The sequence below is a fragment of the Clostridium sp. YIM B02506 genome (assembly GCF_022324845.1).
Taxonomy (GTDB): Bacteria; Bacillota; Clostridia; order Clostridiales; family Clostridiaceae; genus Clostridium_T; species Clostridium_T intestinale.
Genome location: NZ_JAKGTG010000005.1, coordinates 166,690 through 188,791 on the forward strand (window position 1 = coordinate 166,690; position 22,102 = coordinate 188,791).

At 30.5% G+C, this 22,102-nt stretch carries 20 protein-coding genes; 6 read left to right on the forward strand and 14 right to left on the reverse strand.

What is annotated here, in order from left to right:
• Positions 1-9 precede the first annotated feature (9 nt).
• The 6 genes from L1S49_RS06450 to L1S49_RS06475 form a co-directional block, all read right to left on the reverse strand.
• Positions 10-1,566: a pectinesterase gene (locus tag L1S49_RS06450; protein WP_238903187.1), complete on the reverse strand. Its 1,557-nt coding sequence runs from the start codon at positions 1,564-1,566 to the stop codon at positions 10-12.
• The gene (locus L1S49_RS06455; protein ID WP_073020943.1) at positions 1,566-2,426 is read right to left on the reverse strand and encodes an ABC transporter permease subunit; all 861 of its coding nucleotides are present in this window, start codon (positions 2,424-2,426) and stop codon (positions 1,566-1,568) included. Before L1S49_RS06455 ends, L1S49_RS06450 begins: the two co-directional genes overlap by 1 nt.
• Positions 2,416-3,360 (reverse strand): ABC transporter ATP-binding protein, encoded by a 945-nt coding sequence (locus L1S49_RS06460; protein ID WP_021802990.1) that lies wholly within the window; start codon positions 3,358-3,360, stop codon positions 2,416-2,418. Before L1S49_RS06460 ends, L1S49_RS06455 begins: the two co-directional genes overlap by 11 nt.
• Positions 3,360-5,744 (reverse strand): hypothetical protein, encoded by a 2,385-nt coding sequence (locus tag L1S49_RS06465; protein ID WP_238903188.1) that lies wholly within the window; start codon positions 5,742-5,744, stop codon positions 3,360-3,362. The genes L1S49_RS06460 and L1S49_RS06465 overlap by 1 nt, the downstream gene beginning before the upstream one ends.
• A gap of 129 nt (positions 5,745-5,873) precedes the next feature.
• A complete protein-coding gene (locus tag L1S49_RS06470) occupies positions 5,874-6,050 on the reverse strand; it encodes a hypothetical protein (protein WP_238903189.1) in 177 nt (58 codons plus the stop codon).
• 10 nt (positions 6,051-6,060) lie between these two features.
• Positions 6,061-6,702 carry a restriction endonuclease gene (locus L1S49_RS06475; protein ID WP_238903190.1) on the reverse strand — a complete coding sequence of 214 codons (642 nt, stop codon included), beginning with the start codon at positions 6,700-6,702 and terminating at the stop codon, positions 6,061-6,063.
• A 181-nt stretch (positions 6,703-6,883) separates the two neighbouring features.
• Here L1S49_RS06475 and rbr point away from each other — a divergent pair, with 181 nt between their 5' ends.
• Positions 6,884-7,471 (forward strand): rubrerythrin, encoded by a 588-nt coding sequence (gene rbr, locus L1S49_RS06480; RefSeq protein WP_238903191.1) that lies wholly within the window; start codon positions 6,884-6,886, stop codon positions 7,469-7,471.
• Between the two features lie 66 nt (positions 7,472-7,537).
• On the opposite strand, the gene L1S49_RS06485 is transcribed toward rbr, so the two are convergent.
• From L1S49_RS06485 to L1S49_RS06500, 4 genes are all read right to left on the reverse strand, one after another.
• Positions 7,538-8,449, reverse strand: coding sequence for a cysteine synthase family protein (locus tag L1S49_RS06485; RefSeq protein ID WP_238903192.1), 912 nt, complete (start codon positions 8,447-8,449; stop codon positions 7,538-7,540).
• A gap of 1 nt (position 8,450) precedes the next feature.
• A complete protein-coding gene (locus L1S49_RS06490) occupies positions 8,451-9,599 on the reverse strand; it encodes a PLP-dependent aspartate aminotransferase family protein (protein WP_238903193.1) in 1,149 nt (382 codons plus the stop codon).
• A 583-nt stretch (positions 9,600-10,182) separates the two neighbouring features.
• Positions 10,183-10,668: a hypothetical protein gene (locus tag L1S49_RS06495; protein ID WP_238903194.1), complete on the reverse strand. Its 486-nt coding sequence runs from the start codon at positions 10,666-10,668 to the stop codon at positions 10,183-10,185.
• Between the two features lie 50 nt (positions 10,669-10,718).
• Positions 10,719-11,210: a hypothetical protein gene (locus L1S49_RS06500; RefSeq protein ID WP_238903195.1), complete on the reverse strand. Its 492-nt coding sequence runs from the start codon at positions 11,208-11,210 to the stop codon at positions 10,719-10,721.
• A 203-nt stretch (positions 11,211-11,413) separates the two neighbouring features.
• Here L1S49_RS06500 and L1S49_RS06505 point away from each other — a divergent pair, with 203 nt between their 5' ends.
• The 4 genes from L1S49_RS06505 to L1S49_RS06520 all read left to right on the forward strand — a co-directional run bounded on the left by L1S49_RS06505 (position 11,414) and on the right by L1S49_RS06520 (position 14,195).
• The gene (locus tag L1S49_RS06505) at positions 11,414-11,833 is read left to right on the forward strand and encodes a GNAT family N-acetyltransferase (protein WP_238903196.1); all 420 of its coding nucleotides are present in this window, start codon (positions 11,414-11,416) and stop codon (positions 11,831-11,833) included.
• Between the two features lie 310 nt (positions 11,834-12,143).
• Positions 12,144-12,647 carry a sigma-70 family RNA polymerase sigma factor gene (locus tag L1S49_RS06510; protein ID WP_238903197.1) on the forward strand — a complete coding sequence of 168 codons (504 nt, stop codon included), beginning with the start codon at positions 12,144-12,146 and terminating at the stop codon, positions 12,645-12,647.
• Complete coding sequence (locus tag L1S49_RS06515) at positions 12,640-13,392, forward strand: zf-HC2 domain-containing protein (protein ID WP_238903198.1); 753 nt, start codon at positions 12,640-12,642, stop codon at positions 13,390-13,392. The genes L1S49_RS06510 and L1S49_RS06515 overlap by 8 nt, the downstream gene beginning before the upstream one ends.
• Positions 13,393-13,733: 341 nt before the next feature.
• Entirely contained in the window at positions 13,734-14,195 is a 462-nt protein-coding gene (locus L1S49_RS06520) for a cupin domain-containing protein (RefSeq protein WP_238903199.1), read from the forward strand.
• Positions 14,196-14,696: 501 nt separating this feature from the next.
• Here L1S49_RS06520 and hcp read toward each other — a convergent pair.
• The 3 genes from hcp to L1S49_RS06535 all read right to left on the reverse strand — a co-directional run bounded on the left by hcp (position 14,697) and on the right by L1S49_RS06535 (position 18,121).
• The gene (hcp, locus tag L1S49_RS06525; RefSeq protein ID WP_238903207.1) at positions 14,697-16,328 is read right to left on the reverse strand and encodes a hydroxylamine reductase; all 1,632 of its coding nucleotides are present in this window, start codon (positions 16,326-16,328) and stop codon (positions 14,697-14,699) included.
• A gap of 160 nt (positions 16,329-16,488) precedes the next feature.
• Positions 16,489-17,355, reverse strand: a complete 867-nt coding sequence (locus tag L1S49_RS06530) for a CPBP family intramembrane glutamic endopeptidase (protein ID WP_238903200.1) — start codon at positions 17,353-17,355, stop codon at positions 16,489-16,491.
• The gene (locus tag L1S49_RS06535; protein WP_238903201.1) at positions 17,345-18,121 is read right to left on the reverse strand and encodes a hypothetical protein; all 777 of its coding nucleotides are present in this window, start codon (positions 18,119-18,121) and stop codon (positions 17,345-17,347) included. Before L1S49_RS06535 ends, L1S49_RS06530 begins: the two co-directional genes overlap by 11 nt.
• A gap of 82 nt (positions 18,122-18,203) precedes the next feature.
• On the opposite strand from L1S49_RS06535, the gene L1S49_RS06540 reads away from it, so the two are divergent.
• Positions 18,204-19,322: a hypothetical protein gene (locus L1S49_RS06540; RefSeq protein ID WP_238903202.1), complete on the forward strand. Its 1,119-nt coding sequence runs from the start codon at positions 18,204-18,206 to the stop codon at positions 19,320-19,322.
• 28 nt (positions 19,323-19,350) lie between these two features.
• Here L1S49_RS06540 and adhE read toward each other — a convergent pair whose 3' ends face one another.
• Positions 19,351-21,942: a bifunctional acetaldehyde-CoA/alcohol dehydrogenase gene (gene adhE / locus L1S49_RS06545; protein ID WP_238903203.1), complete on the reverse strand. Its 2,592-nt coding sequence runs from the start codon at positions 21,940-21,942 to the stop codon at positions 19,351-19,353.
• Positions 21,943-22,102 lie beyond the last annotated feature (160 nt).

Consider the following 22,102-nt stretch of genomic DNA (forward strand, 5'->3'; position numbering starts at 1 on the left):
TACCCTCCACTACTGTAATTCTTCAAAATACTCTTTTATTATGTCTTTTAAATAGTCAGGTATAGAATTTCCTTCTAAGCCTTCTATTGCTTCCTTAGAATAATCCCCTATTATACTATCTAAGTTTACAGATCCACCTCTTTCATTAATTCCATTATTAGAATATCCTGTTTGAGAGTTTCCTGTTTGACCCTTTTCTCCAGTGAGATTTTCATCTCCTCCCTCATTTCTGCCTGGTATATATACCTGCTCTCCAGATTTATCTGATGAATCTCCCTGATTCCCATTTTTACTTCCATAATTCCATCCTTGACCTGACCCTGAGCCCTGACCAGCTCCAGAACCACTTCCTGACCCTTGCCCTGATCCTGAACCGTTTCCTTGACCATTTCCCTGTCCGTTCCCGCTACCTTCTCCTTCACCTTCTGAAGAACCATTAGATTCAGATAAGCTTCCATCCTGAGCATCCTTAATAGCTTTTGCAGTAGCCTTTTTGTTTTTATCACTTAGCTGTCCTTGTCTAGCTTCATTCGATAAATTTTCTAGTAACTCTTTCAAATCCTCATCAGATACTTCTGAACTAGCTTCACCTAAGGTATTAGAAATTTCTCCTCTTTCTAAATCCCCCATGTTCTTTAGTGCGTCGCTTAATTTGTTTAGTTCATTATCTATATCCTCTTGGTTTTTACTTTCTAACGCCTTTGCAAGTTCTTTTGTATCTTTATTTTTATTTAAAGCATCTTTTAATGCTTCTAAGTCTTTTTCATTATTCTTTTTTCGCTCTTCTTCTGCTTTAGGATTTAGAGAGTTTCTTATGGAGTCTAGACTTTTTTTAACCTCTTCATTTTTACTTTCCTTTTTTTCTTGAGATAATTTTTTGTCTATCCTTTCCATAGTTTTTTTAAGCTCTTCTTTATTCTGAGCTTTAGCTATTTCCATCTTATTTTTCTCTAAAATTTCTTTAAGTTTTGTCTTTTCTTCTTCTGTTAGTTTTTTATTTTCTTCAACCTTCTTTTTTTCTTCTTCTATCTTTTTAGTTAATTCCTTTTGTTCTTTTTTCAAATTCCATAATTCCTTACCTTGGCTCTTTGCACTTGTAGGTAAAAATACCCCCAAAGAAAATAAAGTTAACACGATTAATAGGTATGTTATCATTTTTTTATTCACTTTTATAGGAAATGCTTTTTTGAAGTCTAACTTTTTTAGCTCTTCTAATGTATCTTCTCTTTGAAGCTTTCCATATCCATCTTCTTGACCCATAAGTTCTAAAGAAGTAGTAACTCTTTCATTTAGCCCCTTTGAATCTAATATTAAAGCCTGCTTTTTTATATTAGGAAATGTAAAAAGGGCTATAACTAGCCCTCCTACTAAACCTGCTGTCAGAAAAAATATACCTAAGAAGATACCTTCATAAAAAGGCGTAAAAAGGGATAATAAAGTTAGAATTGCTCCTAAAAGAGCGCCTACAAAAATTCCAAGTAAAGTCTTATCAATAAGTATTTGTACTTTAATTCTTTTGCCTGCTTTTTTTATATACCCTAATATCTGCCTTTCTTTATCTTCCATTATTTTTTCTTTCTCCTTTTCTTTAATGGATTTAGCTTAACTGCCGCACCCCATAAAAGTAATATAGTTAGCACAATTTCAACAGCTATATTATATATCCAAGCGCTTCCTATAGCTTTAAATTGGTTTAATCCATTTATTATACTTGTTGTTCCTATTCCTAACTGATTATAAACTACCGATCCATATCCAAGTCCAGGATTTAGATATAACCAAAAAGGTATATTAGGTTCAAACATTTGTCCTGCCATACTAGCAGCTCTTGATTTAATAGAATAGTATAAAACAGTTATAATCAAGGTTCCTATAGCTAAAAATATCAATAATCCATAGGATGCTGCTGTAGAAGATTTTGTGCTTTTTAGGACTGATGAAAAAAATAATCCCACACTGCCACAAAATATAGCTGTCATTATATATAAAAGTATCATTTGAATTATATTTACTATACTAACTCCACCTAAAGATAGAGTTATTGCAAATACAGGTGTAGATGCAATTATTAGTAACACTACTTTACTTAAAGACGCCAACAGTTTACCTAATATTATAGATAAAGGTGACATTTTAGTAGATAATAATATATCTAATGTACCTCTTTCTCTTTCCCCACATATAGCTGAAGCTGTAAGTGTAGGACTAATCATACCTATCAATATGAATTCTATTAAAGTAACTGTAAAATAAAGCCCTACAAGCCCACTTAAATTTCCTCCATATCTTACACTTGATAAAATACCATCAAAAACTAGTATAAGTAACCCACTTAAAACACCTATTGAAATGGATAGAGTCAACGGAAATCTAATACTTCTCATAGACAGCATTAGTTCTTTTCTCCACACTGGATTAATTTTCATTTTTTTCTCCTCCTCCACTCATTTCAGTAATTTTCATAAATACTTCTTCTAAATTTCCACTACCTTGGGTAAATGAAACTACATCTATTTTCTTTTCAATTAACGTCCTTAATATACCATGAGATTCTTCTTCACTACCACTAAATCCAAATACCAATTCTTTTTCATTTAATATTGGTTTATCTAATCCTGGTATTTCTCCTAAAACTCTTAAAGCTTCTTCTACCTTAGTAAGTACCCTTACCTTTATTGGCCTTGCATGATTCATATTAACCATGATTTCATCTACAGTTCCCTGAACTATTACCCTGCCTCTTTCTACAATAGCTAAATTAGTACATAACTCAGCTAATTCAGGTAGTATATGAGATGATATTAATATTGTTTTTCCCATATCTTTAAGATTTTTTAAAATATTTTTCATTTCAAAACGAGCTCTTGGGTCCATTCCTGAGGCTGGTTCATCTAATATTAATAAATCTGGATTATGAACAAGACACCTTGCTAAGCAAAGCCTTTGCTTCATTCCTCTAGAAAGACCATTTACATTTGAATCACTTTTATCACTTAAGTTAACTAATTCAAGTAAGTCATAACCAAGCTTTCTTCCTTTATCACCTAATATTCCATAAATAGAAGCATAAAACTCTAAATATTCTATTGCAGATAAATTATCATAAACTCCAAAGAAATCAGGCATATATCCAATCTTATCTTTTAATAACTTATTATTTTTTACTGCATCCACACCATCTAAAAAAACATCACCACTATCTGGATATAAAAGTCCTGATATTATCTTCATGGTAGTTGTTTTCCCTGCTCCATTAGGTCCAACAAATCCAAATATTTCTCCTCTATTTATCTCCATACTAAGACCATTTAGAGCTTTGAACTTACCATATGATTTTTCTAAATCTTTAATTTCTAACATTATTTAGCCCTCCCCTTAACTGCTATTTGAGGTGTAGCTACTGGTCCATTATTAGCATTATTTACAGTTGCCTTAGTCATTATTTTACCATCTTTTGAATAAGAGTCTCCCTTTACTTCTACTTTTCCTAAATCTATATTAAGTTCCTCATAAGAATTAGTTTTATAATTATAAACTTCAAATTTACTTACTTTTTGAAGATTTCCTCCATAATTATTATTTGAACTAGTATCTTGCATAAAATATATGCTTTCAACATTTAAATTCTTTTCCACAGTATAATCGAGATAAGCATCTCCATTTTCATAAATATATCCGTTATAACTATCAAATCCACGTACAGTGCTTTTTGAATTAAGTTCTGGAGCAATTAATCCAAATGGATACTCTATAACTCCATTATTCTCATAACTTAAATTTATTGGAATAGCTACTAATGTCTTCTCTTTTTTATCAACTTTAGCTACACCGATATTTAAGTTCTCAGCCATTACTCCATCAATATATCCAATTAGGTAGTTCTTTCCTATGGTTATATTATTACCTCCATAGATTTTTAGATACTTATTAGTAAAGTATTCTAAATCTGAATATTTTATATTATTTCTTAATCTTTCTTCCATATCTTCTGGTGTTTGAGCACCACTAAAATTATTAATAGCGGAATTAAAGTCATTAAGATTCTTATACTTATCTTTTACTTCAGATAAATTTATAGACTGCCCCTTTTCTAAATTCCCTAAATCATAAATTCCAGAAGCAGTTAATAAATAGCTACTTTCAAGTTGAAAGTCTAAAGTATTTTTTAGGTTCCCTTCTATTTTCCCTTCTCTAAAATAAATATTACTATCTATTTTACCTATTTTCTTATTTTCTCCTGCTAGTGAAAAATAAGCTGGTGAAAATGGAGACATACCATTATTTTTATATATTCTTTTACCATCAACGTAAGATACTTTTTGAGCTATATTTTTCTTAAATGAATCCTGATCTCCCTGTCCATACCATTGATTCATAAGTAAAGTATCAAGTTTAGAGTTTTCTGGTTCTTCAACAGATAAATCACCTTTATAAGGAAACATAATTCCAACTACAGAGTTCAGTTTACCTTCTCCAGCATCATCTACTTGTATAAAGTTTTTTATGTTCATTATAGGATTTCTAAGTCTCGTAGTTCCTCCTACCAATGATATAATCACCGTAAATACTAGTCCCATAACTGGAATAGCAATCCATAATCCACTACTCTTTTTTAATTTCTTAAATATTATAAACATTATTGGTCCAACTATTAATGCATAAAGTATCAATAAACCAAAGAGTACTTTTAGATTAGGCAACTTAATATCAACTACGTTACCAACCATAGTTTGAACTCTATGATCCATCTCTCCATATTGATAATTTGCCTCTAACATAGCTGAACTTACTGAGTCTTCAAGAACTTTAGTAATACTACTTTTACCTATTTGAGTTTTAAATGGTTCTGAACCTAAGGCATATGAAGAAATTACTATAGCTCCAGAGTTTTTAGTTTCTTTTTGAAAATATCCTTGATCATCAATAATTTTTTCCCCATTTTTCATAGTAAAAGGTAAAAGTTGATAACCATTTATAGTTTTTAGGGTATCTGTACTTACTCCTAGATAACCGTCCTTGAACATGGATAAGGTTTTGTTACTATACACTCCAGTTCCTACAATAAGTAATTTTCCTTTTTCTACCCATTGCTTTATTGCGGTAATCTGTCCCTTAGATAATTTAGAAGTATCAAAGTTATCAATTACTATTACATCATAAATATCTAATATCTTAGAATTTTCCTTCAAAAATTCCACTGGAACCGCCATAACTGTAGTCTCAAAATTAATCCCACTAACTTTAGAAGCATTATTTTGACTCTGACTTAGACTTAATGAGTTCATGTAGGACAAACTTTCGCTATCTTCAGATAAGGCTCCTACTATAAGCTTATTTTCTGAAATTCTTCTACTATTGCCTAATTGAAACTCTTGTTCATATATAACCTTATCATTTTGATTTATTTTCACCACTATCTTATTTAGGCTATCCCATACTGGAATACTTAAAACTAACGTCTTTTTATCACCAGAAGCAATACTAATTTCTTGAGAAATATCCATTCCTCTTCCATCTTGTATTGGGTAAATAACGTCTAGCTCTCCCTGTATGTCTTTCCCTAAACTTTCCACCTCTAAAGTTATAGGCATCTCTCTATATGATTTATAAACGCCATCAACTCCAAATGTAGGTTTAACTGTTATTACTTCCTCTTCACCTTTTGCAGCCTTTACAGCTTTGTAAGGTATTAATATAGAAAAAATAAATAGAAACATAAATAATATCGACACTTTTTTTCTCATTCTCTCACCTCTTAACAATTCCTGTAATTTTATTCTACTAGAGATTTCATACTTTTACCGAAGAAATTTATTAAAACTTTCTTAAGATATTACTTTTTGGTAACTTTTTTAGTAAAATTTGCTTATAAACTACTTTATTTCTTTAATAAGGTCTGATTTTAACAATTCACTTTTGCTAAATCCTCCTTTAAAACATCTTATCTGTTTATATTTAATTCCATTAAGTTCAAAATCTAAAACATCAATTCTATCAGCTTTATATATTATTGGATCTACTCTTCCTATCAAAAAAACTTTCACTTCCATTTTTCTCTCCTTAATTAATTTTTTCTGTATATTTACATCTAGGATAATTTGAACATCCTAAAAACTCACTATATGGTCCTTTTCTTACTAATAAATCTGCCCCACATTTAGGACACTCTCCATTTTTTATTAATTTTATAACATCTCCCCTATCCCATAATCTAACATTATTAACTTTTGCAAGATTAATTGCATTTTGGCTATAATAGTTATTAGTAATAACCATTGCATCAGTTGCTTTATAATACTTCATTGATGCAACCACTTGTTGTACAGCTTCCACTCCAACTATACTTTTCCATCTTTTAGCTTGAATTACTGTTTTAACTCCCCTTTTTTTAACTAATAAATCCGCTCCATAATCTCCTGTTATTGGTGTTAACATTGTTTTATACCCCTTATTCTTAAAAACAACTTGTAAAAACTCTTCAAACTCCTCACCTGACATGTTATCTATCTTCTTAATTGTAGAATTCTTAAGATTATCTTCTCTTCTTTTCTTATATAGTACATAAATTCCACTAAATAATATAAACATAAGTATACTTATTAACTTATTTAAATTTATAAAAAAGGAATAAATCATAAATATGCAATATATTATAAATAGTGTTATTTTTAGTTTTTGGCTTTTGTTTAATCTCTTTTTCATTTTTACTCCCTTATTTATTTTATATCAGACTAATTATAAAATAAAATAGGTTAATATGAAACCCTAAAAGCAGTCTTTAGAAGCATTATTAAAAGATAATTGCTCTTTGAAATTTACCATTTATTATGTTACAATAATTAGTGTGATAAAATATACCATTTATTTAAGAGGAGGAATTTTTATGCCATCATTAAGAGGAACTGAAACAGCAAAAAACCTACTTGCTTCTTTTGCAGGTGAATCTCAAGCAAGAACAAGATACACTTATTATTCAAGTGTTGCTAAGAAACAAGGATACTTACAAGTAGCTGAAATATTCTTAGAAACTGCAGAGCAAGAAAAAGAACATGCTAAAAGATTCTACAAATTTTTAAAAGAAGAATTTAAGGATGAAGCTATAGAAATCACAGCTTCTTATCCAGTAGCCCTTTCTGACGAAACTATGGACAACCTTAAATATGCCGCTGAAGGTGAAAATGAAGAATGGACTGAACTTTATCCACAAGCTGCTGAAATAGCTAGAAAAGAAGGTTTCCCACAAATAGCTGCTGCTTTTGAAAATATAGCTAAGGTTGAAAGCTTCCATGAAAGAAGATATAAAAAATTATTAGAGAATATTGAAACAAATAAAGTTTTTGAAAGAGATGAAGTTGTTATCTGGAAATGCGGTAACTGTGGATTCTTATTTGAAGGAACTAAAGCTCCAGAAAAATGCCCAGCTTGCCTTCATGATCAAAAATATTTTAGATTATTAGATGAAAACTATTAAGAAATAATAAAACTGTCCAATAAGGGTTTTAAATTCTCTTATTGGACAGTTTTTTAATACTTTCATTTAATCAAATATATTTTTAGAAAAATATCTATCCCCTCTATCTGGGAAAATAACAACTATATTTCCACTATCTATATCTTTACTTAAAGCTATAGCCGCTGCCATAGCTGCACCAGACGAGGAGCCAACCACTATCCCCTCTCTTTTTGCAAGTTCTTTAACATAATAAAAAGCTTCCTCATCCTTAACCTTTTTTACTATATCTATATAACTTAAGTCCATAGTCTTAGGTATAAAGTTATTGCCTATACCTTCTATTTTATAACAGCCTTCAATTCCTCCACCAATAGTAGACCCATATGGATCACCAAGTACACCTTTTATCTTAGAATTCTGCTCTTTTAAATACTTTAAAACTCCTGTAATAGTTCCTCCACTTCCAGCACCTGCAACAATATAATCAATTTCCCCGTCTAATTGTTCGTATATCTCTTTTCCCGTAGTTTCATAATGGGCCAAAGGGTTAGCGTCATTTTCAAACTGCTTTAGTGATATACTATCTGGAATAGTTTTTAAAAGCTCCTCTGCCTTATCACAAGCCCCCATAATTCCATTTTCTTTAGGTGTTATTATAAGTTCTGCTCCTAACGCCTTTAATAAAGTTTGCTTTTCTGTAGAAAATTTTTCAGGAATAACAAATATAACTCTATACCCTTTATTTAAACTTGCCAAGGCTATCCCTATTCCTGTGTTACCTGCAGTTGCTTCTATTATAGTTGATCCTTTTTTTAAGCTGCCTTGCCTTTCTGCTTTTTCTACCATGTATAAGCCGATTCTATCTTTGCAACTTCCTCCTGGATTTTGTCCTTCTAATTTTCCAAATATATTTATCCCACTTTTAACCTCAAAATTATTCAGCTTTATAATAGGAGTATTTCCAATTAACTCTCTAATTCCATTAGCATATTTCAAATTAATCCTCTCCTTTGCTAATAATTAAAGCTCTTCCTATTTCCGCTATCAAATCCTCCGAATTTTCTATTCCAACAGAAAGTCTCAGTAGTCTTTCATCAATGCCAATCCTATCCCTTAAATCCTTAGGCAGCGATGCGTGAGTCATTGTTGCAGGATGACATAAAAGGGACTCAACTCCTCCTAAACTTTCTCCAAAAGTTATTAAACTTAATGAGTTTATAAACTTTTTAAAGTCACAACCTTCTTTTAATTTAAAGGAAATTATTCCACCAAACCCGCTAGCCTGCTTTTTTTGAATTTCATGATTTAAATGTTCTTTTAGTCCAGGATAATAAACTTTTTCAATTAGTTCATGATTATTTAAATACCTAGATATCTTTTTAGCATTCTCCTCATGTTTTTCTAATCTTACACTTAAGGTTTTAATTCCTCTTATTAACATATAAGAATCAAAGGGAGATAATATAGCTCCAATGGCATTTTGTAAAAAACCTATTTTTTCACCTAACTCCTTATCTTTTACAACTGCAAGTCCAGCTACAATATCAGAATGCCCTGACAAATACTTAGTGGCTGAATGAATTACTATATCAGCTCCTAAGTTTAATGGATTTTGAAAATATGGACTCATAAAGGTATTGTCCACTATAACTAAAATATTTTTCTTATGGGCCTCTTCTGAGATTTTTTCTATATCAGTTATTGATAATAATGGATTTGTAGGAGTCTCAATAAATATTCCTTTAACATCTTCACTTAATTTAGAAAAATCAAGTTCATTAAAGTCCTCTATAATATCATAATTTAGTTTATAGTTAGAAAACACCTTACTTATTACTCTAAAAGTTCCTCCATACACATTATTATTTATAAGTATCTTATCTCCTGATTTAAAAAGATTTAATATGGTTGATATGGCAGAGATGCCAGAAGAAAATCCAAACCCTCTACTACCACCTTCTAAATCTGCAATTAATTTTTCTAAAGCTTCCCTTGTAGGATTATTTGTTCTTGCATATTCATATCCCAAACTAACTCCAAACTCTGGTTGTTTAAACGTTGATGATAGATATACAGGAATATTAACAGCTCCAGTAAATTTATCTATTGTCTCTCCGCCATGTATAACTAAAGAATCTTTTTTCATATGATTTCCTCCTATAAAATTAAATTTTATCTTGTGTCTCTTCTCTAGACACAGTCATTCATTAATTAATAAATAAAAAAAGACCTCCTACCTTAAAGAGGCAGTTAGTCCACGATTCCACTCTTCTTAAACCTATCCAGTGATAAGTTTATCTCCATTTAAAGCACATTAATGCTCTAGTGCTATAACAGGCACTCCTGCTTTTGCTTACTAAAATTTCAGCTTAGAGTTCAAAGCTGCATTCTCTTAAATTTCACTAATAATTTCTTTCAGCCGAGGAAATTACTCTCTTATAGCTTCCTTTAAGATACTATTGCTTATCACAACCTTTATCAATATTATTATTACTACTCACTACATAGTATTCACCCAATCCATGTAGTGTTCACTTTTATTGATAAAACCCTCCAAAGCCGCATAAACACTATATATAGTTATATAGCTATATAGAAAAGAATATATCTATATATATTCCTAAAGAATTGACTAGTCCAATAAAAAATAAAGCAAAACTAAAAATCTAATAGTAGCTTTTTAATTTTGCTTATTAGTTAAATATGTATAAAATTTTTCTTCTGATAAATTATTTAAGTATATCAACCTTTGTAACTTTCCATTTATTATTTACGTTTTCTATACCTACTCTAAAATGAGTATATGAATTAGGAGCAAACCACTTGTATCCTTCTATAACTAAATTTCCTAAAGACACTGAATCAACTTTTGTTAGCATTAGTAAGTGAGCATTTATTTTAAGCTCTCCTACAGAATCTGCTAAACCAATTTGTTGCAAAGTAACCACTGAAGCATTTAAAACTGTCTTATTATACTTTTGAAAATATTGTATAGCTTTTTGTCTATCTTCTACTGTAGTATCGGTAAAAAATAAAGACTCCATATCCAGTATAATGTAATCTTTCTCAGGGTCTTTGTTTCCAGTATACATAGCATCGTAAGCTAAAATAAGTGGTTCAATTATTCCCATTCCCTCATTTTCTCTTGATACCTTAACTGGAGCTGTGATTGTTACTAAATGAAAAACTGTAATTAGAGAGATTAATAGTTTCATTAATATCACTTCCTTTTTATATTCTAAATTTTAAAAAAGATTATCTAAAATTAAGATACAGATACTAAATCAACTTTATCAACCTTCCACTTATCATCTTTTACTTTAAGTGTTACTCTAAATCTAGCTGCACCAGTAGGGCTATGATATCTGTACCCTTCTATAATCATGGCATTATTTTCACTCGCTTCAATATTAGTCATCATTAACAAAGTGCCTTTCAGTTTAAGATTGCTCAGTTTATCTGCCAAACCAATTTGTTGTAACTTAAATAATGATGCATTTAAAACTGGCTTATTATACTTTTGAAAATATTGTATGGCTTTTTGTCTATCTTCATAGGTGATATCCTTAAAGTATATTGACTCCATATCTAATATAATGTAATCCAATATAGGTTCATTAATTCCTGTAAGCATAGTATCATAGGCTAATATGTATACATCTATGAGATTAGGAAATTTAGTAGTGTTAGGTTCAGTTAATGTACTAGTATTAGTTATTAAATTGAAAGCAGTAATTATAGATATTAATAATTTCATTCTCTTCACTTCCTTTATTAAGTATAGTTCTCCATAGAAAAAAGAAGTATTCATCCACCTATATTTAGCTCTTTATCTGAAGTTCCAGTGAATTTCTTTAAGCTGATAAACGCTTCTAACTCAATAATCTTCCTCATATTTGCAATTATTTATGCTATAATTTCTTAAATAATCTATTGCTTTTAAATAAAGGAGATGTAAATATGAAAAACTATCAATTAATAGAAAAACTTCCTGCAGTAAATGAATTAAATCAATTAAGAACTTTAGTTGGATGGGGAGAAATTAATGAAAATTCTCTAAAGCTAGGCTTGGATAACTCCTTATACGGTGTTTGTATTCTTTTGAATGGGGATGTAGTAGGTACTGCACGCGTTGTTGGTGATAACAGCACCTGCTTTTATATACAAGATGTGATTATTCATCCTGATCACCAAAGAAAGGGAATTGGAGCTTCAATCATGGAAAAAATAATGAACTACATATATGAAAATGCTTGTAATGAAGCTGTTGTTGGTTTGATGTCTGTAAAAGGTAAAGAAGAGTTTTATAAAAAATTTGGTTTTTGGACAAGACCAACTGGCAATTATGGTGCAGGTATGGTTCAATTTATAGAAAAATAGAGATAGATGAAATGGGTAATTAGTGAATTTGAACAAGTGTATTAGAGATTCTACAGGATTAAGTTTAAAAGGAATCTAATGGAGCCTCCTTCGGAGCTTCTACAGGAATAAGATTAGAATGAATTTGATGAGGCTTGAGAAGAAGCCTCTACAGGAATAAGTCTATAATGAATTTGATGAGGCTTGAGAAGAAGCCTCTACAGGAATAAGTTTAAAAGGAATCTAATGAGGCCTGAGGAACGGCCTCTACAGGAATAAGGTGTGTAACTTTTCCCCTTATTTTTCCACTATATATTTAGGGGGTGATTTTTTGGAGAGGGTAAGGGAGCTTTATGAATCTTATGAGAAGTTTATTTTTAAATATTTGTATGGATTGACTTTAGATTTCCATTTGGCTGAGGAGCTTACTCAAGAAACTTTTTTTCAGGTTGTAAGGTCTTTTCACAGATTTAGGGGTGATTCTCATGTATCCACTTGGATATATAAAATTGCTAGAAATGTCTATAGTCAGCATTATAAAAAAGCAAACCTAAAGACAAGTTCTATTAATGAAGATGTTTATAACATTCCTGATAAAAGTACACCTGAAGATGAATATAGCAAAAAAGAACAAGCTAAAGTTATTGAAAGTTGTCTAAAGCAAATACCAAAAAATCAACGTGAAGTGCTTTGGCTTAGGGATTGGCAAGGTATTTCCTATGAAGAGATAGCCATAATAACTAACCACTCTCTTTCTTGGGTAAAAGTAAATATTCACCGTGGAAGAGTAGCTTTTAAAAAAATCTATAGTGAAGGAGGTAATATAAATGAATAAAATTCCTTGTAATTTAATTGAAGATTTACTCCCCCTATATATCGAAGATGATGTAAGTAATGAAACAAAAGAAATAATTGAAACTCACTTAAATGAGTGTACAAACTGTAACTCTTTACTCCAAGAGTATTCAAAAGAAGAAATAGAAATAGGAAGTTTTGAAGATACTCTCCCTAATCCTAATACATTTAAGCAACTTATAAAAAGGCTTAAGAAGTGGAGCATAGCTGTAGTAGCTATAGTATTAACCTTTTTCATAGCTATCGGAACAATTGGATACAAAATAGGAGAAAACTCTAAAAATAAGCTCTTAACCTCAAAATCTATAGTTAAAACTTTTAAGGATCAAGGTATAATATTAAGTAAAGATAATTCCCCTATAGATGATGAGGATTATATAGGTGGAATTAAACCAACTGTTTATAATGTAGATAATACATCAGATAAACTTTTAATATATATTTTTGATTCCTTTGTAATACGTCAAAATATAGTAGATAAAGATATTAAGAATGATTATATACCTTCTCTTAAGTCTATTTCTTATAAAGCAAATAATTCTTTTTTAGTATATAAACCTTCAAAAATACCTGAATCAGAAGATGAGGTCAATAGTTTACTTAAAACCCTAAACTTAATAGATGATACTATCTTTAAATATCTAAATAATGGTAAAACACTAAATTTTACTGGTGAAAGTGAAAACTGGGAAGGAACTTTTAAAGTAAAATATTATGAAAATTAGTTTGAGGACGAAAATGGAGTTTCTCATTATGATAGTTATAATAATACCTATCCATCACTTAAATATAAAAAGTCTGATATAACTGATATTAGTGAACTTACATTTAAGTATGAAGCTGGTAGTCAAAAAGGCAGTTCTAACGGTGCAACACTAAATAATGAAGGCTATGCTGAACCACTTGGAATTGGTGGTGGAACTGGAAGAACAGTTAAGAATACAGACCAAATAGAGTTCACAGTAAAATGGAATGATAAAGAAGAAAACTTCACACTAAAAGCTGAAAATTAGATATTATTCTGGACAAAACTAAGCGATAGAAGATTATTATAGGAGGAGTAAATTTGTATAAAATATCTAATATCAATACTATACCTGATGAGTACATTGATGACCCTAATTTTGAATCTAAAATGAAATCTCTATTAATAGGTGATGCTCTTGGCAGTGAAAAAATTTATGTAAATATAGATTTTGTAAAACCAGGTGGAAAAAGCACAATATATCATTCTCATTCAAGACAAGAGGAATTCTTCCTTATAATGAGTGGAAGTGCTTTATTAAGAATAAACGAAGAAAAAATCCCAGTAAAAACAGGTGATGTAATTTCAAAACCCGCTGGTAAAAATATTGCTCATCAATTTATTAATAACAGTTCTGAAATACTACAAATACTCGATGTAGGCAACAGAGATAAAGATGATGTTGCCATATATCCTGATGAGAACAAAATCTTTATAAGAAATAAAAAACTAGTTTTTAATATTAATGATAATATTGAAAATTGGACTTCAGATCCCAATTAAATTTATTAATAAAATAGGCTGTGCCTCCTTTATTATAACTCATTATTAAGGAGACTCAGCCTTTTCAATTACTTAGTTACTTATTCTCGAGCTTCATCAAATTACTTTTAGTTTTCTAATTTTCTAATTTTGTACGTTTCTAAATTTCTAAATTTCTACGTTTCTGATTTTCTGATGTTCTAAACTTCTGCACTTCTGCACTGTAGGAGCTTCTTCTCAAGCTCCATTAGATTCCTTCTACTAAAGGATTAGACTGGCGCTGAAAAACGCGCCTACCGAATAGGAGTGCAAGTCTCATCAAATTCCTTCTAGCTTCTGCACTGTAGACACTTCTCTCCAAGACTCATTAAACACCTTCCAGCTTTATCTTGGGCCTCATCTTGGGCCCTGTCTTGCACCTTATCTTGGGCCTTATTTTATGTTTAGACTAATCTTTAGCCTGTTTAGCATTTCTATAAAATAAAAGAAAGAGCTACCTTGCGATAGCTCCTTCTATATTAATTACATTTCCATGAACATTTTAACATCATCTTCAACGTTTGTTATTCCACCGATTCCAAAGTTTTCAACTAAAACTTTAGCTACATTTGGAGAAAGGAATGCTGGTAATGTTGGTCCTAAGTGAATGTTCTTCACTCCTAAGTATAATAAGCTTAATAATACTATTACAGCTTTTTGCTCATACCAAGCAATGTTGAATGCTATTGGTAATTCATTTATATCTTCAAGTTCAAATACTTCTTTTAATTTTAGAGCGATTAATGCTAATGAGTAAGAGTCGTTACATTGACCTGCATCTAATACTCTTGGAATTCCTCCGATATCACCTAAATCTAACTTGTTGTATTTGTATTTAGCACAACCAGCTGTTAGGATTACTGTATCACTTGGAATTGCTTTTGCAAAGTCAGTGTAGTAATTTCTTGATTTAGCTCTTCCATCACAACCTGCCATTACGAAGAATTTCTTTATAGCTCCTGATTTAACTGCATCTACAACCTTATCTGCTAATGCAAATACTTGGTTATGTGCAAATCCACCAATTATTTCTCCAGTTTCTATTTCTGTTGGTGCTGCACATTTCTTAGCTAATTCAATTATTTCTGAGAAATCTTTAGCTGCTCCATCTTTACCTGGTTCTATGTGTTTACATCCTTCAAATCCAGAAGCTCCAGTTGTAAATAATCTATCTTTGTATGAAGCTTTTGGAGGTACTATACAGTTTGTTGTCATAAGGATTGGTCCATTAAAGCTTTCAAATTCTGTATTTTGTTTCCACCATGCATTTCCGTAGTTTCCTACAAAGTGTGAATACTTCTTAAATGCTGGGTAGTAGTGAGCTGGTAACATTTCTGAGTGAGTATAAACGTCTACTCCAGTTCCTTCTGTTTGTTTTAATAATTCTTCTATATCTTTTAAATCATGTCCAGAAATTAATATTCCAGGGTTAGTTCCAACTCCTATATTAACTTTTGTTAATTCTGGATGTCCATAAGTTCCAGTATTAGCACCATCTAATAATGCCATTGCATCTACTCCAACTTTACCAGTTTCTAAAGTTAAAGCTACTAACTCATCTACTGTTAAGCTATCATCTAAAGTTTTGCTTAAAGCTTTTTGTAGGAAAGCATCTATTTCTTCATTATTGTAGTTTAATGCGTTAGCATGTTTCATGTATGCTGACATACCTTTTAATCCGTAAGTTACAAGTTCTCTTAAACTTCTTACATCTTCATTTTCAGTAGCTAATACACCTACTGTTGGAGCTTTTGCTTCAAACTCTTCGTTAGTTTCAGCTGTCCATAATGCTGCTGCTGATAAACCTTCTTTGTTAGCTAATTTAGCTAATAATTCATTTTTTATCTTAAGAGTCTCTCTAACTCTGCCGTAAAATACTTCATTATCAAAGTTAGCATTTGTAATTGTTGTAAATAAGTTAATTGTTATATAGTGATTTACATCTTGAGATACTTCTATCCCTTGTTCTCTAGCTTTTGTAGTAATTTCTGATAAACCTCTAGTAGTGTATATTAGTAGATCTTGTAGACCTGCAAGTTCTGGTGATTTACCACAAACTCCTCTTACTGTACATCCGCTGCATCCTGCTGTTTCTTGACATTGATAACAAAACATACTCATCTTTTAAAACTCCTCCATTTATATAAATTATTCTTTTTTCATAATCACTTGTCCCTATCGACAATTTTATTATAGAGGGTATAAAAGATATTTTCGGTAACTAAGGTTACAAACAAAAAAAATCTTGCTAAAATAACAAGATTTTTTCATTTATCTAAAATTCAATTATTTCTATGGAATCTTCTTCTTTCATTTTGTCTGTTTCTTTTATAAAATATCTAATACCTATAACTGATATCAGTAATCCAAAGACAGCAAATATTATTGATACGATAACTCCCTTTTCATCTTCACCTATTACATAATACATAGGATTTATAATGAAATTATTAAAAGCATGAAGCGCTATGCAAAGATATAGTGAATTTGTTTTAACATACACCCAAGAGAACAATACGCCAATAATAAAAGCATTAATTCCTTGTTGTAAGTTAAGGTGTATAAAACCAAATAAAAATGATGATATTAATATAGCCCATAGGTCTGAGTAACGCTTTCTAAGACCATTAAATATTATCCCTCTACATACAACCTCTTCTACTATAGGAGCTATAAATATACTGCTAAGTAAAAATCCCCAGGCTTGAATATCATCTATTTGTAGCATATTAAAGATGTCTTCTATAAACTGTGGCATAGGAAGTATATTCATTATATGTTCTAAGGTTCCAACATAAAAAATTCTATATCCAAATAATATTAAAATACTAAACAGTATCATTTTTTTTGTTTTAACTGCCTTTTTCCTTACTTCTTCGGTGTTAGGCAGAGTAAAAATTCTAAAAATTATATATACAAAAAATAAATTACATATAAATTGAAGTATAAAACTTACAGGTATCATGTAGTATTCTTTTTTTATAGCATATATTCCTGTTGAAATAAGCTCAGGTAGCATGGCAAATAGCTGCCAAATAAATAATACCCCTAAAGCTTTGAAGAAACCTATACGTTCAACCTTAAGTCTACCCTTTTCAAATTCACCTAATATGCCAAATACTCTTTTAAGTTTAGTTATCATTTATATCCCCCTTGTGTAATTCATATAGCTTAATAAAACTTTTATTTGATATTACTCCTAATGTTATTATGGGAATTATTGAAATATATACTCCTATATATCCAAAACTATTCACCAAAATTGATACGGGTATGTTTAATACTAAAAAACATATACTCATTTCAAATAACAACCCTATGGTTTTACTTAAATTATTGATTAACATTCTAAAAGACTTAGAATAACTTTTAGCTATATCTTCATAATCTACTATAAGGACTGGCACTATGTAAAATATAACTATATTATATATAAAAGATACCACTAATGCTAACCACTTATATGGGCTTTCAATCATATATAATATCCCAATAATATAATTAGGACAATAAACTACAAAAAATTTATTCCAATTTTTAAATCCATCTCTAAAAAACATTTTTATAGATGCCTTTTGAGAATTAACTAACAAACTTCCGTATCCACCTATTATAAATGTCATTATGAGTATAAATATTAGATATTTAAGTAGAAACTCTGTGTTTAAAGTAGTTGATAAATATATACCAAGTTCACTTGGAAATCCATCAATTAAATATGATGCAGAAGGTGGTACCCCTATAACTCCAAATTTAAAATTAATGAAATTCATACTTCTTTCAAACTTTTCATTAAATATTTTTCCATATAATATCAAACCTAATATATCTACGAACAGAGGTATACAAATAATAAATAATATCTTATTCTTTAAATCTTCAAATCCCTCTTTTACATATCTACTCATAAATTAGCATCCTTTTTTATTTTTATTTTTTAGTATATAATGTTATTATACCATATATTTACCATAGTCTTAAGGAGAATTTATGAAGAGATTTGTTTTGCCTTTATTATTAATTATCTCTATTATTTCGTTAATAACTACAAATACAATGAAACAAAAACAACTAACTTATGAATATTTAGATAGCGATATGTTATTTTCTACTATAGATAATAAAAGAGTATATACCAAACTAATTAATTCAGAAGAAGAGCCAAAACTTTTGATTTTAACTGAAGGTCAAGAGAATGTTAATATTAGAGTTTATGATTTTAATAAATCTTCTTACACTTTAGATAATAATCTAGGTTATATATCTGATGGAAAACCTTTTAAAATAAGAATTTCTAATTTTCCTATGTCTAATATTTATTTATTTAACTCAACACACATTATAACTATCCCTACTTTTAGTCCGGGAAGTATTAATGTATCGTCCCTTAATGAACCTTATAAAGATTTATATCCATCATCTTATTATAACTTTTTTGTTTATGAATCTTCTCCTAACATATTAAAATCAAACTCTAAGGATTTTAACATAGAATATATACTTACGCCAAAAGAGGATAATGATTTCATATTGAATATTCACAACATAGTTTCTATTGATACTTTAAACAATACTACTATTTACTATAGTAAACCTGAAAGTGGCAGTATGAACCTGTATAGCTATCCCCTAAATACAAACTATACTCTTAGTCCTCTAGAAAAAGAAACCAAACTTCATGAAAACATATATTATTCTTCAGAGCTATTTAGTGATAATTATTCAAGGGGCTTATTAAGTATTTCTAAAGAAGAAAATAACCTTTATAACCTTAAACTTTTTTCAGATAATACTACAGATTCTTTAAATATAAAAAGCACTAAAACTCCTATTGCATCAGGTTATAAAACCTATGATGGAACTAAGATAGTTTTTAGTTCTTATGATTCCACTGGAAAGATAATTAGTTATAATCCCTTAGACTCTAGCTACGAAACTCTATGTTATAACCTACCTTATATTGAAAACATAGATATATGTCCAAGTTTAGGAAATCCTAATAAATATCTTATGTTATTTAGAACTAATGACAATGGTGAAATACGGTATCACTTATATAACAGCTTAGACCCTTTTGAAAAAGATATAACCAACTTAATTCTAAACTAAAGGACAGCCTCATTGCTGTCCTTTACTATTATTTCTTTCCTTCAAATGCATTTATGTACATCTGTTTTATTTCACTCATAAGTGGATATCTTGGATTTGCTCCTGTACATTGATCATCAAAAGCTTGCTCTACCATTTCATCTAAGCTTGAGTAGAATTTATCTTTTGGCACTCCAAACTCTTCTATTGTCTTTGGCATTCCTACCTGAGCTTTTAGATCATCTATCTTTTCTATCAATCTCTCTATTTTATCTTCTGGGGTATTTCCTCCAAGGCCTAGATAATCTGCTATTACTCCATATCTCCATTTTACATTTGGATATTTATATTGTGGAAAAGCAGCTTGTTTTCTTGGATCATCCACAGCATTAAATCTAATAACCTCATTTATTAAGAGTGCATTGGCAACTCCATGTGGAACATGGTGTATTGACCCAAGTTTATGTGCCATTGAATGGCATATTCCTAAAAATGAATTTGCAAATGCCATACCAGCTATTGTTGCTGCATGTGCCATCTTTTCCCTTGCCTTTACATTATCAGTTCCTTCATTATAAGCTAAAGGTAGATACTTAAATATAAGCCTTATGGATTCTAATGCTAATCCATTGGTATATTCTGATGCTAATACAGACACATAAGCCTCTATAGCATGAGTTAATGCATCTACTCCTGAAGCTGCAGTAAGTCCTCTTGGCATATTCATCATAAGTTCTGCATCTATTATAGCCATATCTGGTGTTAACTCGTAATCAGCTAAAGGATATTTTACTCCTGTTTTTTCATCAGTTATAACTGCAAATGGAGTTACTTCTGACCCTGTTCCTGCTGAGGTTGGAATGGCTACAAAATAAGCTTTTTCACCCATGGTTGGGAACTTATATACCCTCTTTCTAATATCCATAAATCTCATAGCTAAATCCTCAAATTTAACTGATGGATGCTCATATAATACCCACATTATTTTAGCAGCATCCATTGGAGAACCTCCACCTAAGGCTATTATTACATCTGGCTTAAATCTCTCCATCTCTTCAGCACCTTTTTTAGCTGTAGCTATGGTTGGATCTGGCTCAACATCAAAGAATATCTTATAATCTATTTTACCTTCTTCTAATATCCTAACTAGATTAGTAGTATATCCTAAATCATATAACACCTTATCCGTAACTATAAAAGCTCTTTTTTTACCCATGTCTCCAAGTTCTCTTAATGCAACTCCTAGAGAACCATATTTAAAGTAAATCTTATCTGGAACTCTAAACCAAAGCATATTTTCTCTCCTCTCAGCCACATGTTTTATATTTAACAGGTGCTTAGGTCCAACATTTTCAGAAACAGAGTTTCCTCCCCAAGAACCACAGCCTAAAGTTAGAGATGGTGCTAGTTTAAAGTTATATATATCTCCAATTGCTCCCTGCGAAGCTGGCATATTTACTATGGTTCTAGCAGTTTTCATTGCTATTCCAAACTTCTCTATTCTGTCTTGTGATCTTAACTGATCTGTATATAAAACTGATGTATGACCAAACCCTCCAAGTTCTATAAGTCTTGCCCCTTTTATTAATGCCTCTTCAAAATTTTGAACTTTGTACATAGCTAATATTGGGGATAGCTTTTCATGAGAAAAGGGTTCCTCCATTTCTACAGATTCAACTTCTCCAACTAATACCTTAGCTTCTTCTGGAACTTTAACTCCAGCTATTTCTGCTATCTTATAAGCACTTTGACCTACTATGTTTGAGTTTAATCCACCTTTATCATTTAAAATTATATTCCTTACTTTTTCTACTTCTTCTCCCTTTAATATGTAAGCTCCTCGTTCTTTTAATTCTGCTTTAACTTTATCATAAATTGACTCCATAACTATAATTGATTGTTCTGATGCACATATAACTCCATTATCAAAGGTTTTAGATAATAATATTGAATTTACAGCCATTTTGATGTGTGCTGTTTCATCAATTATTGCTGGTGTATTCCCTGCACCTACTCCTAAAGCAGGTTTTCCTGAAGAATAAGCTGCCTTTACCATAGCTGGACCTCCAGTAGCTAGTATTATATCAGCTTCCTTCATTACAAGCTGGGAGAGCTCTACAGAAGGCTCATCTATCCAACCAATTATATTCTCTGGTGCTCCTGCCTTTACAGCTGCTTCTAGAACTATTTTTGCAGCTTGTATAGTTGCATTTTTAGCTCTTGGATGAGGGGAAAAGATTATTCCATTTCTAGTTTTTAATGAAATCAAGGCTTTAAAAATAGCCGTAGAAGTTGGATTTGTAGTCGGTACAATTGCTGCAACAACACCTATAGGCTCAGCTACCTTAGTTATTCCAAAAGAAGCATCATGCTCTAAAATACCACAGGTATGCATATCTTTGTATTGATTGTATATGTATTCAGATGCAAAATGATTTTTTATAACCTTATCCTCTACAATACCCATTCCAGTTTCTTCTACAGCTGCTTTAGCTAATTTAATTCTTGCATTATTTGCTGCAATAGCTGCTGCCCTAAAAATATCATCAACCTTTTCCTGAGAAAAAGATGAGAATTTTCTTTGTGCTTCCCTAACTAATCTTAGTTTTTCCATTAGTTCCTCAACATTTGTAACTTTCATACTAACCTCCTAAAAGTTTGAATATTTTCTATTCTAGTATTTACCCTTTTAGCATTATTATGAATAAAAAAAGATAGCCAATTTAGGCAATGTCATTAAGTTAGGCATTGAACATATTTGATAATTTATGCAGAGGATATCTACCGGAATATAAGATACC